We start from the raw sequence: 13,892 nt of genomic DNA on the forward strand, positions 1-13,892 counted from the left end.
ACCCACAAACCAAATCCACTTAATAAAGAAAAATAAATCCTTCCATCTTCCTTCACTGTTCTCTAGTGTTATCTACTCTTTCCGACCATAAATAGTCATAAAACTGCATCATTTCATTTACCCCTTTATTTTCGTTAACCTTTGTAATAAAATTAGTTAACGAAAGTAAAGAGGTGTTTTTATGGAAAATCTATTCGAACCTTGTGTTCCGCTAACAAAAACAACATGTCTGGAGATACTAAAAGACAAAACTAATTTATGGGGGTATTATGCACAAGCCCTTCAGCTCAAAACAAACAAGTCACAAAATATCATCCGTCTGAATACATTGCTGAATGCTAAGAGCGGCTTGTGTAGAGAAGATTGTGGTTATTGTGCGCAATCAAAAAAAAGTTCTGCAACGATTGAAACATATGGATTATTACCCAAAAAAGAAATCATTCGTAAAGCGTTGATTGCTAAAAAGAATCATTCCAGTGTGTTTTGCATTGCGTTAAGCGGAACACGCCCATCAAAAAAAGAAATCCACCTTTTAGGTGAGGCAATTCAAACGATCAAAAGCATAATGTCGATTGAGATTTGTTTATCCATTGGCTTAGTTACTGAGGAACAAATTGATTATTTAAAATCGTGTGGAGTAGATCGATTGAATCATAATCTTAATACTAGTCGAGATAATTACCCCAACATCACAACAACCCATTCCTATGATGATCGGTTAGAAACATTAAACAAACTTCGTCAGCGCAAAATGAATATTTGCTCTGGTTTTATTTGTGGCATGGGAGAAACAGATGAACAATTAGTCGATCTGGCTTTTGACTTAAAAGATCAAGAGCCTTATTCCGTTCCAGTCAATTTTTTACTTCCAATTGCTGGAACAATGTTTGAGGAACACAATGAACTAACCCCTATGAAATGTTTAAAAATCCTAACCATGCTGAGGTTACTATTCCCTACTACAGAACTTAGGGTAAGTGCCGGAAGAGAGTTTCATTTAGGAGAACTCCAACCATTTGCTTTATTGATCGTGGATTCTATTTTTTTAGGCAACTATTTGACAGAGAAAGGAGCACCTATTTCTGAAGATCAAAAAATGCTTGATCGTTTAGGTTTAGTTGTGGCTGGTGTCTGTAATGAAGAATAATTATATTATTTGCGGGATTCATACCGATTGTGGAAAATCAGTGATCAGTGTCTTACTCTATGAATATTTACGTGATCTGACAAATCAGGAACCGTTACTCGTGAAACCGATCCAAACAGGACCGTTTCCTGATACAGATTTTTATCAAGCCTGCCATATTGAGAAACAAAATATTGTTCATTTCTATTCAATGTCATTAGAAGCATCTCCACATATCGCTAGCAGAAAAGAACATCAATGGATCGATCTACTTGTCTTGAAGGAAAAAGCAAATGTTGTCTTGAAAAAAAATCGACCCACGATTTTTGAATTAGCAGGTGGTCTGCTTTCTCCCATTAATGACTCGCAAACCATGTTAGACATGATCAAACTTTTGCAATTACCGGTTATTCTCGTTTCGGATAATTATTTAGGTGCAATCAATCATACGTTGCTAACGACTAGTTTATTACAAAGCGAAAACATTCCAATAGCAGGTCTGGTTTTTAATTCAAGTAAAGCAAATGAAAAGAATGACATGGAAGATTTAAGCCAATGGATGACAGATAAGACAGGAATCACACAAATTGGCAAATTACCCTATTTAGAGGATTTAACTCATTGGTTAAAATCGAGAACAAAAAAAAGAGAACTTAGTAAGGAGTGGCATTTAAATGTATACAAATAGGCGAGATATCACCATGATGGCGATGATGATGGCATTATTGATCATCACAGCAAAACTAGTGATTCCGTTACCACTATTCGATTATTTATCTTTACAAATTATAACGATTTATCTGATTTATCCTTTATTAGGAACAAAATACGGGCTCATTGTCACATTCAGTTATTTGATCCTAGGGCTCATTGGATTACCGATTTTCGCTAGTGGCGGAGGTATTTTTTATATTTTTAAACCTAGTTTTGGCTTTCTACTATCTTTTGCAACTTTCCCACTGATTCAAGCTACACTGTCAAAATTGTTCTGGCGTAGAAAATGGCACCCATTAAAAAAAATCCTGATCATTAACTATTCAGGATTACTTTATCTCTATTTAATCGGTCTGTTGTATAAATGCTTGATTTTATTCTTTCACCTTAAAGAAACGAATGTTATTTACAGTGTGCTAGCAGTTTCCACATTGATTGATTTAAGTTGCGATATCTTACTTGTGTTCGTAGCTAGTTTGCTTACCTATAAGTTATTGCCACTCATTCATAAGCACAAACTAGCAAACCAACTCTTTATCTCCTAATAAAAGCCGCTATTTCAGCGATTGGAAAAGAATCGAACCATCGGCTTAAAATGGATACTGATTGATTGACTTAAAAAATCTTACAAAATTATGAAAGAAAATAAACCGAAGAAGAGGTTGAGACAACTTTGTCCCAGTCCCCCTTCGGTTTATTTTTCCGTATTGACTTACTCTATCGTACGACAGAATGTACAACAGAACGATCTGGTTACTTCATGAACCAGTTAGGCCCACAAATCATTAACAAGCTTATTATATATTTACTTGATCAACGTTGCCCCGAGGACTGTTTCAAAATGACGTAGTGCCCAGTCATGACCGACTGGATCAAAGCTAGCTACAGCATCTTCAAAAATAAACAGTTGATAGCCTAAATTATATGCATCAACAGCTGTGTGCAACACACAAATGTCCGTACATACGCCAGTCAAATAGAGTTCAGTGATCCCCCGCTCACGGAGCCGAATATCTAGATCTGTTCCACTAAAAGCAGAGTAATGCCGCTTATCAATCCAATAGACATTGGCTTGTTCTTGAGCTCTTTCGTAAACAGCTTGTAGCGAACCATAAAGGGCACGACCATTGGTGCCAATCACGTTATGCGGAGGAAATAGTTTATTTTCAGGATGGAAGTTATCCGATGGGTCATGCGCATCAATCGCAAACACCACAAAGTCTCCCTCTTCGATAAACTTTTTCGTGTGAGTCGTCACTGCTTGTTCAATCACTTGCCCAGCTTTACCTGTCGTTAATTTCCCGTCATCTGCCACAAAATCATACGTGTAATCAATCGAGATCAATGCTTTCATTAATGGGCTCCTTATACAAGATGTTTGACAAATTCGATTACCATCTCAGCAGAACGTTTCCCTGCATCTTCAATAAACTCATCAAAGGTTTGTGTCGCTGCATGATCAGCAGTATCACTCATCGCACGAACGATCAAGAAAGGAATATTGAACTGACGAGCCGTTTGTCCAACAGCCGCTCCTTCCATTTCACAAGCCAACGCATCTGGAAAGTTTGTTAAAATCTCTTCTACTTTTTCGGAAGAATCAACAAACGTATCTCCAGTAACGATCAAGCCTTCTTTCACATTCAGATCTATCGCTTTGGCTGCTCTTGCCATCTCTGTGCGAAGATACGTACTTGCTTCATAATAAAGCGGCATCCCTGGTATTTGTCCTGGCTTATAGCCAAATCCGGTTGCATCTGCATCAAAATAAGCTACTTTATCAGAGATTACGATATCGCCTACTTGTAGCCCTTGTCCGATACCACCCGCTGAACCTGTATTGATGACCATATTTACACCATATTGTTGGATCAACAAACTAGTCGTGACTGATGCCAAAACTTTACCGATCCCTGAACGAACCACAATTACTTCATGTCTTCCTAAAGAACCTGAAATGAACAATGCTCCTGCTCGTTCCCATGACAAGGGTTCACTTAGCTTTTCTCTTAAAATTTTGATTTCTTCTTCCATTGCACCGATAATACCGATTTTCATAGCTTTTTCCTTCTTTCTAAATAAATGCGACCGCAAAAAATACGACACACAATAATAGAATAACAATAATCAAGGATTTCATCAAAAATGAATTCCACTTCGTCGTTTTTTCACGTTCACCGATTCTTGTTTTTGTGATAGGTTTGTTCCGTTTTTGTTCCTTTCGATAAAAACTAGCAATTTTCTTTTCTTCTTGCTGATAAGCAGCCTCTTCTTTTCTTTGCCGTTTTAATGACTCTTGGGCTTGCGCCTGCTGTCGTTTACGTAATTCACTTCTCGTAATCAGCGGTCCTTTGGCCATCAGCCGATCCCTCTACTTTCCTTTAATCAATAGCTCCCAATATTGGATCGCATACATGGTTTTCGCATCACAGATCAGTTGATCATCTATTGCTTGTTTAGCTTCTGCGAAAGTCAGTGCATATAATTCAAGCACCTCATCTTCATCTTGAGCCAACGGATTCTCTACTTTCTGTAAATCAATCGCATGATAAATATGCATGATCTCATTTGCAAATCCTGGTGAAAGATACATAGATGAAACATGTTTGAGCTTTCCTGCCCGATACCCAGTCTCTTCTTCCAGTTCTCTTGCAGCGGTACGTTCCGGTGTTTGGCTTTCTTCTGGATCGATTTTCCCAGCAGGGATCTCCAAAATCACTTTTTCTAATGGTTTCCGAAACTGTTTCACTAATAATAAACGATCCTGATCATCAAATGCGATGATCCCTACACCACCCGGATGAAACACTAATTCACGTTTGGCAAGTTTCCCATCTGGCAGGCGGACGTCATCTACTGCAACATCGATGATTGCTCCGTGATAGATTTCTTTTCGTTCGATCGTTTTTTCTTCAAATTGCTCATATTCAAGCATCTTTCTCCCACTTTCTTTGTAATAATACCCGCTTTTCGTTTACTTTTCAATTTTTCTAGAGTTTTCTTTTAGTTTACCATAACTAAACCTTAGAAATTCTCTAAATCTACAAAATCCTCCTTTAGTCCCATACTCTTTCTTAGGTTGAGTGTGCTAAAATAAGGGTGGAAATGAGAACAACGCTTCATTACTTAAAATGGATGGAATATATATGGAGGGCTTATTATGCGAAAATTAAATTGGCGATGGATCTTAGGTCTATTGTTGGTGTTTCTTTTGATTCGTCAAGGTCACTTTTCTTTAGTAACAGTCATTTTGATTATCGGCGCAGCTTTAGTGATTTGGGGAATCTTTGGCTCTGGCAAGAAAAAATCAGCAAAAAATGAAATGCCCGATTTATCTGATGAACTTGAATCACATTATACAAAAAGCGGGATGACACCTAGTGAGATTACTTTCTTTAGACAGACAATGAATCAAACGAAAGTCGAAATTGAACAATTGCAACAAAACATGCAACAAACAGCCAAACTAAAAGCTGTCGATCTTCGTCACGATACAGTGAAGGCGGCCAAAGCACTCTTCAAAGCATTGGTGAAAGAGCCCAACCGATTACACGAAGCAAGTCAATTTCTTTATACTCACTTACCAAACTTAGTCGATTTGACCAATAAATATATTGAGATCAACGACCATGAAATCAAAAACAAACAGACTTATGAAAAGCTCGAAGAAAGTTCACAAATCATTGATCAACTAGCACATCTGATTGCTCAAGACTATCAACAATTTGTCTCTGAAGATTTAGATGATCTAGATGTAGAAATATCAGTTGCGAAACAAAGCTTAAAACGAGAGAATCTATCTGATGATAACAATCAATCTCAATGATCGGTTAATAGAATCATAAAGGAGTGTTTTGTTTCTTAGACACTCCTTTTGCTTATCCTTTCTTTTGTTTATCCTTTATAATAGATGAATAAGATGAACAACTGTTTTTTTACAAAAATGATAACATTGAACCTATCGCATCACATTGAACCACGAGGAGGAGTTTTAAATGGATAATAAACCTAAAGAGGTAACACCTGTAAATGACACGTTAGATGATTTGTTAAATAATCCGTTCTCTACCCCAACAGATAAATTAACCCAAACACAACAGTCAGAAATCAATGCTTTGCAAGAACAACAAACCGCTGCACGCTTGATTGATAAACTACCTGCTGAACGACAAGAGCAAGCCAAAGAGCTAGCAGCTAAAATCGATGTTTCAGATGCACAGTCGGTGATCAGCTACGGTTCTGCTGCTCAAACGAAGTTAAGTGAATTTTCACAATCCATGTTAAATCATGTACAGGCACAAGATATTGGTCCTGTCGGAGATTCATTGACTGAATTGATGTATCGTCTGCAAGAAGCAAATCCTGATGAATTACGAGCTGGCGAAGGCAATATTTTTCAACGGATGTTTGGCAAAGTAAAACAATCGATCTATGAAGTGACTGCAAAATATCAAAAGATCGGTGCCCAAATCGATAAAATCTCTGTTAAGCTAGAAAAAGAAAAAGACGGGCTTTTAAAAGATAATTTGATGCTCGAACAACTCTATCAAAAAAACAAAGATTATTTTGATGCACTGAATATTTATATCGCAGCTGGCGAATTGAAGATGGAAGAACTTCAAACAACGATCATTCCTAAAGCAATGAAAAAAGCCGAAGAAACAGGCGATCAAATGGATGTTCAAATCGCAAATGATTATACTCAATTTCTAGATCGTTTAGACAAACGAACACATGATTTACGTTTGGCAAGACAGATCACTATCCAGCAAGCACCACAGATCCGTTTAATCCAAAATACTAACCAAGCGTTAGCAGAAAAAATCCAAGCATCAATCGCAACAGCGATCCCTCTATGGAAAAACCAAGTAGTGATCGCCTTGACGTTACTTCGCCAAAAAGATGCGGTAACCGCCCAACGTCAAGTTTCTGAAACAACCAATGACCTATTGAAGAAAAATTCAGAAATGTTGAAAATCTCTGCTATTGAAACAGCAAAAGAAAATGAACGTGGGATCGTTGATATTGAAACCTTACAAACAACTCAAAATGATTTGATCGAAACAATCCAAGAAACATTACGCATCCAAAAAGAAGGGAAAGAAAAACGTCGTCATGCAGAAGTCGAACTTGGTCATATGGAAGACGACTTGAAACAAAAATTACTCGATTTAACACAATAAGACTATTTTGCATGGATCATTCAAAAAAGGCTCTATACTTTTTGATGTTGGTGAAATTCGCCAACATCTTTTTTATGCTTTAAAAGGATAGAAAAGACACCCCGAAATCCTTCAAAATGAATTTGGCTAACCAATTCATCGAAGGACTCAAGATGTCTTACACTCGTCTTATCAAATTACGCTATAGGTTCTAAACCTAGGTCGTTTAGAAAGAACGAATCATCAATTTTGTTGATTCATTTTACTATGTTGGTACCCATAACCAAAGTAAATCACTAATCCAATCGCCATCACGATACCAAAGACGATCCATGTGACTGGTTGTAAACGAAGCATCAATACCAAGCATGTACCGATAGATATGATCGGTAATATCGGTACAAATGGCACTTTAAATTCACCGGCTTTTGGTTTACCAAACATTTTTCTTAGTTTAAGTAATCCTAAGCTGACTAACATCAAATAGGTCAACGCCATGATGTTTGTTAGTTCAGCGAGAATATTCAATGGGAAGAAACCAGCGAAAAATAAAGCCGCTACCCCAGCTACAAAAGTCGCCTTTCTAGGCGTCCGATGCTTTTCATCGATCTCTGTCATAAATTTAGGTAAAAGACCGTCTTTACTTACAGCAAACAATAACCGAGCTAGCGAATACATCATAGAAATCGTTACGGTCAAGAGCGTCAAAATGGCACCGACTGCAATCACAGCTCCGATTGTTCCATGACCAACGTAACGCATCGCAAAGGCAACTGGGTCACTGACCCCTAATTCAGTAAACGGAACAATCCCCGTTAAAATCAAGGTAACTACGATGTATAAAGCTGTGGCAATCAAGATCGAACCAATGATCCCTCGAGGAACGTCTTTTTGTGGCTCTTTCACTTCTTCGGCTGCCATTGCAACTGAATCAAATCCCAAGAAAGCGAAGAAGACTAGAGCTGCTCCATCTAAAACGCCTGAAAAACCAAATGGTGTAAATGGTTGCCAGTTTTCAGGTTTTACAAAGAAAATCCCTACAACGATAAATAATGCAATAATACCGAATTTCACAAAAACCATGATATTATTCAATCTTAATGCTTTTTTGGCTTCTAAAGAAACGATGTATGTCACAAATATGACAACGAACACTGCGATCAAATCGACATAGGTGCCATTGTCAGGATTATAACCACTGGTCAAGGCTTGTGGTAAATGGACTCCAAATCCTTCCAAGAACCCTTGAACATAACCAGACCAGCCGGAAGCAACCGACGAAACTGCTAATAGAAATTCGCCAATCAACAACCAACCTGTTAACCAGGCGGCAAATTCACCAAAAACAACATAAAGATACGCATACGGGCCACCAATGACTGGCACACGTGAGGCAAACTCAGCAAAGCTTAACCCCGATAAAATGACAACGATTGCAGCTAAAACGAATGAAAGTGACAGTGCTGGACCCGCATTTTGATTGGCCGCAACCCCTGTCACTACAAATATTCCTGTGCCGATAATTGCGCCAATTCCAAGCATAATTAAATCGGACGTTTTCAGATCTTTCTTCATCCCACTTGTGTGGTTGAGATTGATTTCTTTCTTACGAAACAAATCCATGGCAGTACCTCCCTATTTTAGGTTGGAAAACGGCCATTAAGCCGTTTTCATATACCCTAAAATGATACCACCTAAAATGACTAAAAGGCAACCGACAATAACGTAAACAAGTTCTTTTTTCGTTTTCTTTTCTCCCAAAATGAAAATACCACCTAAAGTTGAGATGATAATCCCCATCTGTGATAATGAAAATCCAACAGCTAAACCAAGTGATTTAACAGTTAAGAGCATGCACACGTTCCCAATTCCCCATAGCAAACCACAAATCATGTTCTTCCAAACAAATTGATCCACTTTAACTTTACGAAAGGCAAAGAAACTTGCACCTAAGATCATTCCGATACTTTGAGGTAAGATGATTGACATCGCATCCAAGTTAGCCCAGTTCACAATGATCGTATAAACACCATAACCAATCGTTGAATAGATCAATGCTCTAAACCCTTTACCAAAATCAAGCATTTTATTGTCAGTATCAACTTTTCCTTCATCATCTTGGCGAGCTGTTAAATAGGCACCGCTAACAAGAAGTGCTAAAGCTAGGATACCGTATACATAATCTTTCGTTTGTGTCCATTCATGAAAGAAAACGGCTCCCGCAATCGTATTCAAAATTAATTGAAAACCAGTCGATAAAGGCAAACCAACAGAAACGCCCATAAATTTCATTCCATGGAACTGTCCGTTTTGACCAACACTCCAAGCTAACCCAGAGAGGAATCCAATCAAGAAAATCCATGGTGTGATTGTTGGGCTAACGATGAAAAAGACAACTAATGAAAAGATAAATGCACCAATCGTCATCCCTAATGTCTGTTGATTGGCATCGCCACCAATTTTCCCGCTTACTAAACCAATACTTCCCCATGCTACCATAGGGATTAATGCTATTAAAATTTCCATAACTAATCTCCTTTTATTTCACATGATATGAAACTTATCAGCGAAAACGTTCACAACACAAGAAGTTTTTTTCGATTCTAACTATTTTCTAACGTTTCTCATTATAGAAATTTAAGATTGGGAAAAACAGGGTCATCGTTGTTCCCTCTCCTACAATTGATTCAGCAAGTAGTTGGATCCCAAGTTTTTCAGCTAAGGATTTAGCCAAATAAAGCCCTAAACCAGTAGAATGTGTTTTACTCAATCGTCCATTAGAACCTGTGAATCCTTTGTCAAAAATCCGCGACAAGTCTTCTTTAGGAATACCGATGCCCGAGTCTTTGATGGCTAAAGAGATCCCTTGTTGGTTCTTTTCGATCGAAATGATGATTTCTCGATGGTCAGGTGTATATTTAATCGCATTGCTCAAAATTTGTTTGAATATAAAAGCTACCCACTTGGCATCTGTTAAAACTCTTTGATCTTCTCCAATAATCTCATACCGAAGATTTTTTTGAATAAAGTAATTCGCCTGACTGCGGATCACTGGCTGAATGATGCTTTTTAATTCATACTCTTGGATTAAATAATCTCTCGAAAAACTATCCAACCGTGCATAATAAAGAACTTGTTCTACATATTCATCGATTTTGGCTAGTTCGTTTTCTAATAGGGTATATTTTTGATCATCAATATCAAATTCAATCGAACGCACCAAGAGTTCAGAGGCTGCTAAAGGCACCTTGATTTCATGGACCCACGAATCAATGTAATCTTTTTGATCCTGTTGGTTACTAATCGCCTCTTGCATGACTTCTTGGTGCTCACGGATCAATTGATTGATATAATCTTCGACTAATTTTTCTTCTTCTGTATGACCGCCACTCAAATAACTTTGTAGCGGAGATATTTGTTTGAGATCGGCAAGTTTTTCCCACCAATGACGTTTACTTAAATAACGGACAAGTAAATAAAAAAACAAAAATACGGCTTGAATAAGCGCCAGATAGCCAACCATCGTCCAGTCGACTAAAATATTAGGTGCTAACCACATGACAAAAATCGTTAGCAAGACAAAAAAGAGCCAGCCTAAGAGCAACGACCATTGATCCTTTAAGTATTTAAAGAAATTCATTATTTATTTTCATCCTTTCAGGGAACAATATAGCCCTGCCCGACTTTTGTTTCGATATATCCTTTGATCCCTGCTTGTTCGATTTTCCGACGTAAACGATTGATATTGACTGTCAATGTATTGTCATCAACAAACCGCTCATCATCCCATAATGCTCTCAATAACTTTTCTCTGCTAAGGATTTTCCCATGTTGCTTCATCAAGATAAATAATAATCGGTATTCGTTCTTACTTAAATCGATGATTTCACCGTTGATTTCCATACTCCCATTATCAACATTCAACGTGATCCCATTATGACTCATGACTTCACTCGACAGTTCCCCATAATTGTATGAACGTCGCAATAAAGCATTGATTTTGGCAATCAGCACATCAATTTGAAAAGGCTTGGTGACAAAATCATCTGCGCCCATATTCATCGCCATGATCATATCCATATTGGTATTTCGACTGGAGATGAAAATAATCGGCACTTTGGAGACTTCTCGAATTTTTTGACACCAGTAGTAGCCATCAAAGACCGGAAGATTGATATCTAATAAAACAAGTTGAGGTTCTTCTTTTTCAAAGTCTGCAAATACTTGATTAAAATCAGAGGTACCGAACGTTTCAAACTGCCACTTTTCCAGTTCTTCCATGATGAGTTGGCGGATGATTTCTTCATCTTCTACAACCATAATTTTTGCCATCTTGTTGTCCTCCTACTTCTTTCTTGCTATAACCATAACAAAGAAGGCCGAACGTGACAAGTAACCATATTTTCAACTATTTCTCTCTCCGTACGCCTTACATCTGAAACGATGGGTTTATTCCTCAATATTTAGTCAGGTAGTTGATTCTTTCATCGCAAATTTTTTGACTATTCTTAAACTTTTGAAGGGCTCTTTATTTCTTTCCGTCCAAAAAACAAAAAAGTTTGTAAATAAAGCAATGAACTTCCTCCGACTAAAACCACATAAATAGGTCCCAGGAAGAATAAAAAAAGCAGTAGTAGCAGGGTTCCCCCTAAATGTAAGAGAGCGTTTTTCCATTGATAAAAAAATAAAATAAAAGCAGTAAAAAGAGGGACTTCGTTTGCTCTCTCTAGTTGGAGCAACATACGGTAGCTAACCATCACGATACTTAAAAAAAGGACACTTAACGAAGCATACATCAATATCAATCCCCATGCTCCGCCCCAGTAAAGAAAAATACGACTATCAATTAGTAAAAGCAATAAATAGAAACTGACTATGAGGTCTTGCTTACGATAGGTCAAAAAATTATGACGAAGTTCTTGCCAAAACAACGTATGGATCTTTTTCTCTTCGTTTTTGTGGTAGTGATAAATGGTAGACATAACCGTACGACTAGCACTGCCAATTGTCAACAGCGGTAAGCTAGTTAATAGCCATAAGAATTGCAAAATAAGCAATGACGGAATCCATTCAATGACTGTCAAAAAATGCTGATTGATTTTTTCACTATGAATTTTATTCATTTAGCCTTTTGACCCTCCTGTCAAATCCATTCCTTCAATAAAGTAACGTTGCGCAAAGAAGAACATCAAAATCGTTGGGATCAAAACAAGTGTGGCTCCTGCCATCAAATAATTCCATTGAGTCGTCGCCTGATTTTGGAAAACTTGCAACCCAATCTGTAAAGTATACTTCTCTTGATCTTGGATGTATAATAACGGCCCTAAAAAATCGTTCCAAGCCGCATTGAATGAATTGATCGCAATCGTGATTAACGCTGGTTTAGTCAGCGGCAGCATCAGACGGCTCCAAATATAGAAATGATTTGCTCCATCGATTTCTGCCGCTTCAATTAATTCATCATTGATGGATAAATAAAATTGACGCATCAAAAATATATTAAATGCATTGCCGAAAAATGATGGAACGATCAATGGTAAATAAGTTCCTACCCAGCCTATTTTTGAGAATAGAACATATTGGGGGATCATGGTCACAAAACCTGGAATCATCATCGTAGAAAGGACTAAAGCAAACATTAGCTTTTTTCCTGGAAAATCTAATTTCGCAAACCCATAAGCAATGAAGGAATTCGAGAGAACATTGCCAAATACCACTAAGACTGTGATCAATAAAGTATTCCTTGCATAACGCCAGAAGGGGAAAGCAGTAATTGTATCCAGATAGTTTTGCCAAACAATTTTTTCTGGAAAAAAAGTTGGAGGATAACGTACGATCTCTTCCATTGGTTTTAAAGAAGTAAATACCATCCACAATAATGGTGTGATCAATACGATCCCGATAGCCATCATGAGGAGATAACTAACGATTTTTTTGGTTTGGCGGTTAACACTTGTTCTTTTGAAATATTCCATCATTTGCCATCACCTCCAGAGTAATAGACCCATCTAGGTGCCAGTTTCAAATTAATAAAAGTCAATACTAACACGATCAAAAATAGGATCATTGACATCGCCATTGCGTACCCCATGTCGAATGCGACAAAAGCTTTATTCCACATGTGAAGATTATAAAATAGTAAAGAGTTAGCTGGTCCACCTGTTCCATTTTTAGTCATCACATAAGCTTCTTGAAAAATTTGAAAAGAACCAATCGTTGAAGTAATCACATCGTAAAAGATAATCGGTGTGATCAATGGCAACGTGATATTTTTAAATTTCCCCCATACGCCAGCACCATCAATCGCTGCTGATTCGTATAAAGAGCGTGGAACGTTTTGCAAAGTCGCTAAATAAAGCAACATTGCTCCGCCAGAACTCCAGATTTTCATTAAAATCAAAGCTGGCTTTGTCCAGTTAGGATCAAACAACCAGGCTGGTCCAGAAATATTGAACCAACCTAGAAACGTATTGATCAACCCGGCAGAAGGTGAAAACAGTTGCATCCATAAAATATAAACAGCAACACCAGATAGGACTGCAGGTAAATAAAACATCGTTCGGAAAATACTGATACCTCTGATCTTTTGATTTAAAATCGTTGCTAGAAATACGCTAAATATTGTGGTTAAAGGAACATTGAATAGGACGAAATACACTGTATTGTATAATGATTTCCAAAAAAGATCATCGTGTAGAAACATCCGTCTAAAATTAGCTAATCCAATGAAATTCATTTTAGAAGTCAAATTATAATCAGTGAAACTTCCGATAACAGAAAAAAGCATGGGCCCTAACATAAAGACGACAAAGCCAATAATAAAAGGCGAGATAAATAAATAGGCCCATCTTGCCTCTTTTTTCTTTCGGATTGATAAACGCTTCATTTTC

16 protein-coding genes are annotated in these 13,892 nt (G+C 37.5%); 5 read left to right on the forward strand and 11 right to left on the reverse strand.

The features are described 5' to 3' along the window. The first annotated feature begins 181 nt into the window (after positions 1-181). The 3 genes from bioB to IGL28_RS11145 are packed head-to-tail and all read left to right on the forward strand — an operon-like array spanning position 182 to position 2,385. Entirely contained in the window at positions 182-1,147 is a 966-nt protein-coding gene (gene bioB, locus IGL28_RS11135) for a biotin synthase BioB (RefSeq protein WP_081204196.1), read from the forward strand. Then, complete coding sequence (gene bioD / locus IGL28_RS11140; RefSeq protein WP_034699883.1) at positions 1,137-1,814, forward strand: dethiobiotin synthase; 678 nt, start codon at positions 1,137-1,139, stop codon at positions 1,812-1,814. Before bioB ends, bioD begins: the two co-directional genes overlap by 11 nt. Then, on the forward strand, positions 1,801-2,385 hold the full coding sequence (locus IGL28_RS11145) for a biotin transporter BioY (RefSeq protein WP_081128462.1): 585 nt from the start codon (positions 1,801-1,803) through the stop codon (positions 2,383-2,385). Before bioD ends, IGL28_RS11145 begins: the two co-directional genes overlap by 14 nt. A gap of 260 nt (positions 2,386-2,645) precedes the next feature. Here IGL28_RS11145 and IGL28_RS11150 read toward each other — a convergent pair whose 3' ends face one another. Genes IGL28_RS11150 through IGL28_RS11165 form a run of 4 tightly spaced genes read right to left on the reverse strand, consistent with a single transcriptional unit; the run spans position 2,646 to position 4,775 of the window. Next, positions 2,646-3,194: a cysteine hydrolase family protein gene (locus tag IGL28_RS11150; protein ID WP_081128460.1), complete on the reverse strand. Its 549-nt coding sequence runs from the start codon at positions 3,192-3,194 to the stop codon at positions 2,646-2,648. Between the two features lie 11 nt (positions 3,195-3,205). Beyond that, entirely contained in the window at positions 3,206-3,898 is a 693-nt protein-coding gene (locus IGL28_RS11155) for a 5'-methylthioadenosine/adenosylhomocysteine nucleosidase (RefSeq protein WP_010737128.1), read from the reverse strand. Between the two features lie 16 nt (positions 3,899-3,914). Continuing rightward, the gene (macP, locus tag IGL28_RS11160; protein ID WP_010720826.1) at positions 3,915-4,199 is read right to left on the reverse strand and encodes a cell wall synthase accessory phosphoprotein MacP; all 285 of its coding nucleotides are present in this window, start codon (positions 4,197-4,199) and stop codon (positions 3,915-3,917) included. Positions 4,200-4,211: 12 nt separating this feature from the next. Continuing rightward, positions 4,212-4,775 (reverse strand): NUDIX hydrolase, encoded by a 564-nt coding sequence (locus tag IGL28_RS11165; RefSeq protein WP_010720827.1) that lies wholly within the window; start codon positions 4,773-4,775, stop codon positions 4,212-4,214. A gap of 225 nt (positions 4,776-5,000) precedes the next feature. On the opposite strand from IGL28_RS11165, the gene IGL28_RS11170 reads away from it, so the two are divergent. Both IGL28_RS11170 and IGL28_RS11175 read left to right on the forward strand, forming a co-directional pair. Next, positions 5,001-5,666, forward strand: a complete 666-nt coding sequence (locus IGL28_RS11170) for a 5-bromo-4-chloroindolyl phosphate hydrolysis family protein (protein ID WP_010737126.1) — start codon at positions 5,001-5,003, stop codon at positions 5,664-5,666. 169 nt (positions 5,667-5,835) lie between these two features. Continuing rightward, the gene (locus IGL28_RS11175) at positions 5,836-7,023 is read left to right on the forward strand and encodes a toxic anion resistance protein (RefSeq protein WP_010720829.1); all 1,188 of its coding nucleotides are present in this window, start codon (positions 5,836-5,838) and stop codon (positions 7,021-7,023) included. Between the two features lie 222 nt (positions 7,024-7,245). On the opposite strand, the gene IGL28_RS11180 is transcribed toward IGL28_RS11175, so the two are convergent. From IGL28_RS11180 to IGL28_RS11210, 7 genes are all read right to left on the reverse strand, one after another. Continuing rightward, positions 7,246-8,625: an APC family permease gene (locus tag IGL28_RS11180; RefSeq protein ID WP_010720830.1), complete on the reverse strand. Its 1,380-nt coding sequence runs from the start codon at positions 8,623-8,625 to the stop codon at positions 7,246-7,248. A gap of 36 nt (positions 8,626-8,661) precedes the next feature. Beyond that, the gene (locus tag IGL28_RS11185; RefSeq protein WP_010720831.1) at positions 8,662-9,528 is read right to left on the reverse strand and encodes a GRP family sugar transporter; all 867 of its coding nucleotides are present in this window, start codon (positions 9,526-9,528) and stop codon (positions 8,662-8,664) included. An 88-nt stretch (positions 9,529-9,616) separates the two neighbouring features. Next, positions 9,617-10,642: a two-component system sensor histidine kinase SapS gene (gene sapS, locus IGL28_RS11190; protein ID WP_010720832.1), complete on the reverse strand. Its 1,026-nt coding sequence runs from the start codon at positions 10,640-10,642 to the stop codon at positions 9,617-9,619. Positions 10,643-10,659: 17 nt separating this feature from the next. Further along, entirely contained in the window at positions 10,660-11,334 is a 675-nt protein-coding gene (sapR, locus tag IGL28_RS11195; protein ID WP_010720833.1) for a two-component system response regulator SapR, read from the reverse strand. A gap of 176 nt (positions 11,335-11,510) precedes the next feature. Beyond that, positions 11,511-12,125 carry a DUF624 domain-containing protein gene (locus IGL28_RS11200; protein ID WP_010737124.1) on the reverse strand — a complete coding sequence of 205 codons (615 nt, stop codon included), beginning with the start codon at positions 12,123-12,125 and terminating at the stop codon, positions 11,511-11,513. Continuing rightward, positions 12,126-12,980 carry a carbohydrate ABC transporter permease gene (locus IGL28_RS11205; protein WP_081128456.1) on the reverse strand — a complete coding sequence of 285 codons (855 nt, stop codon included), beginning with the start codon at positions 12,978-12,980 and terminating at the stop codon, positions 12,126-12,128. Further along, the gene (locus tag IGL28_RS11210; RefSeq protein WP_081128454.1) at positions 12,977-13,888 is read right to left on the reverse strand and encodes a carbohydrate ABC transporter permease; all 912 of its coding nucleotides are present in this window, start codon (positions 13,886-13,888) and stop codon (positions 12,977-12,979) included. Before IGL28_RS11210 ends, IGL28_RS11205 begins: the two co-directional genes overlap by 4 nt. Between the last annotated feature and the right edge of the window lie 4 nt (positions 13,889-13,892).

This window comes from Enterococcus sp. AZ077 (genome assembly GCF_051714965.1).
GTDB classification, from domain to species: domain Bacteria; phylum Bacillota; class Bacilli; order Lactobacillales; family Enterococcaceae; genus Enterococcus_B; species Enterococcus_B hirae.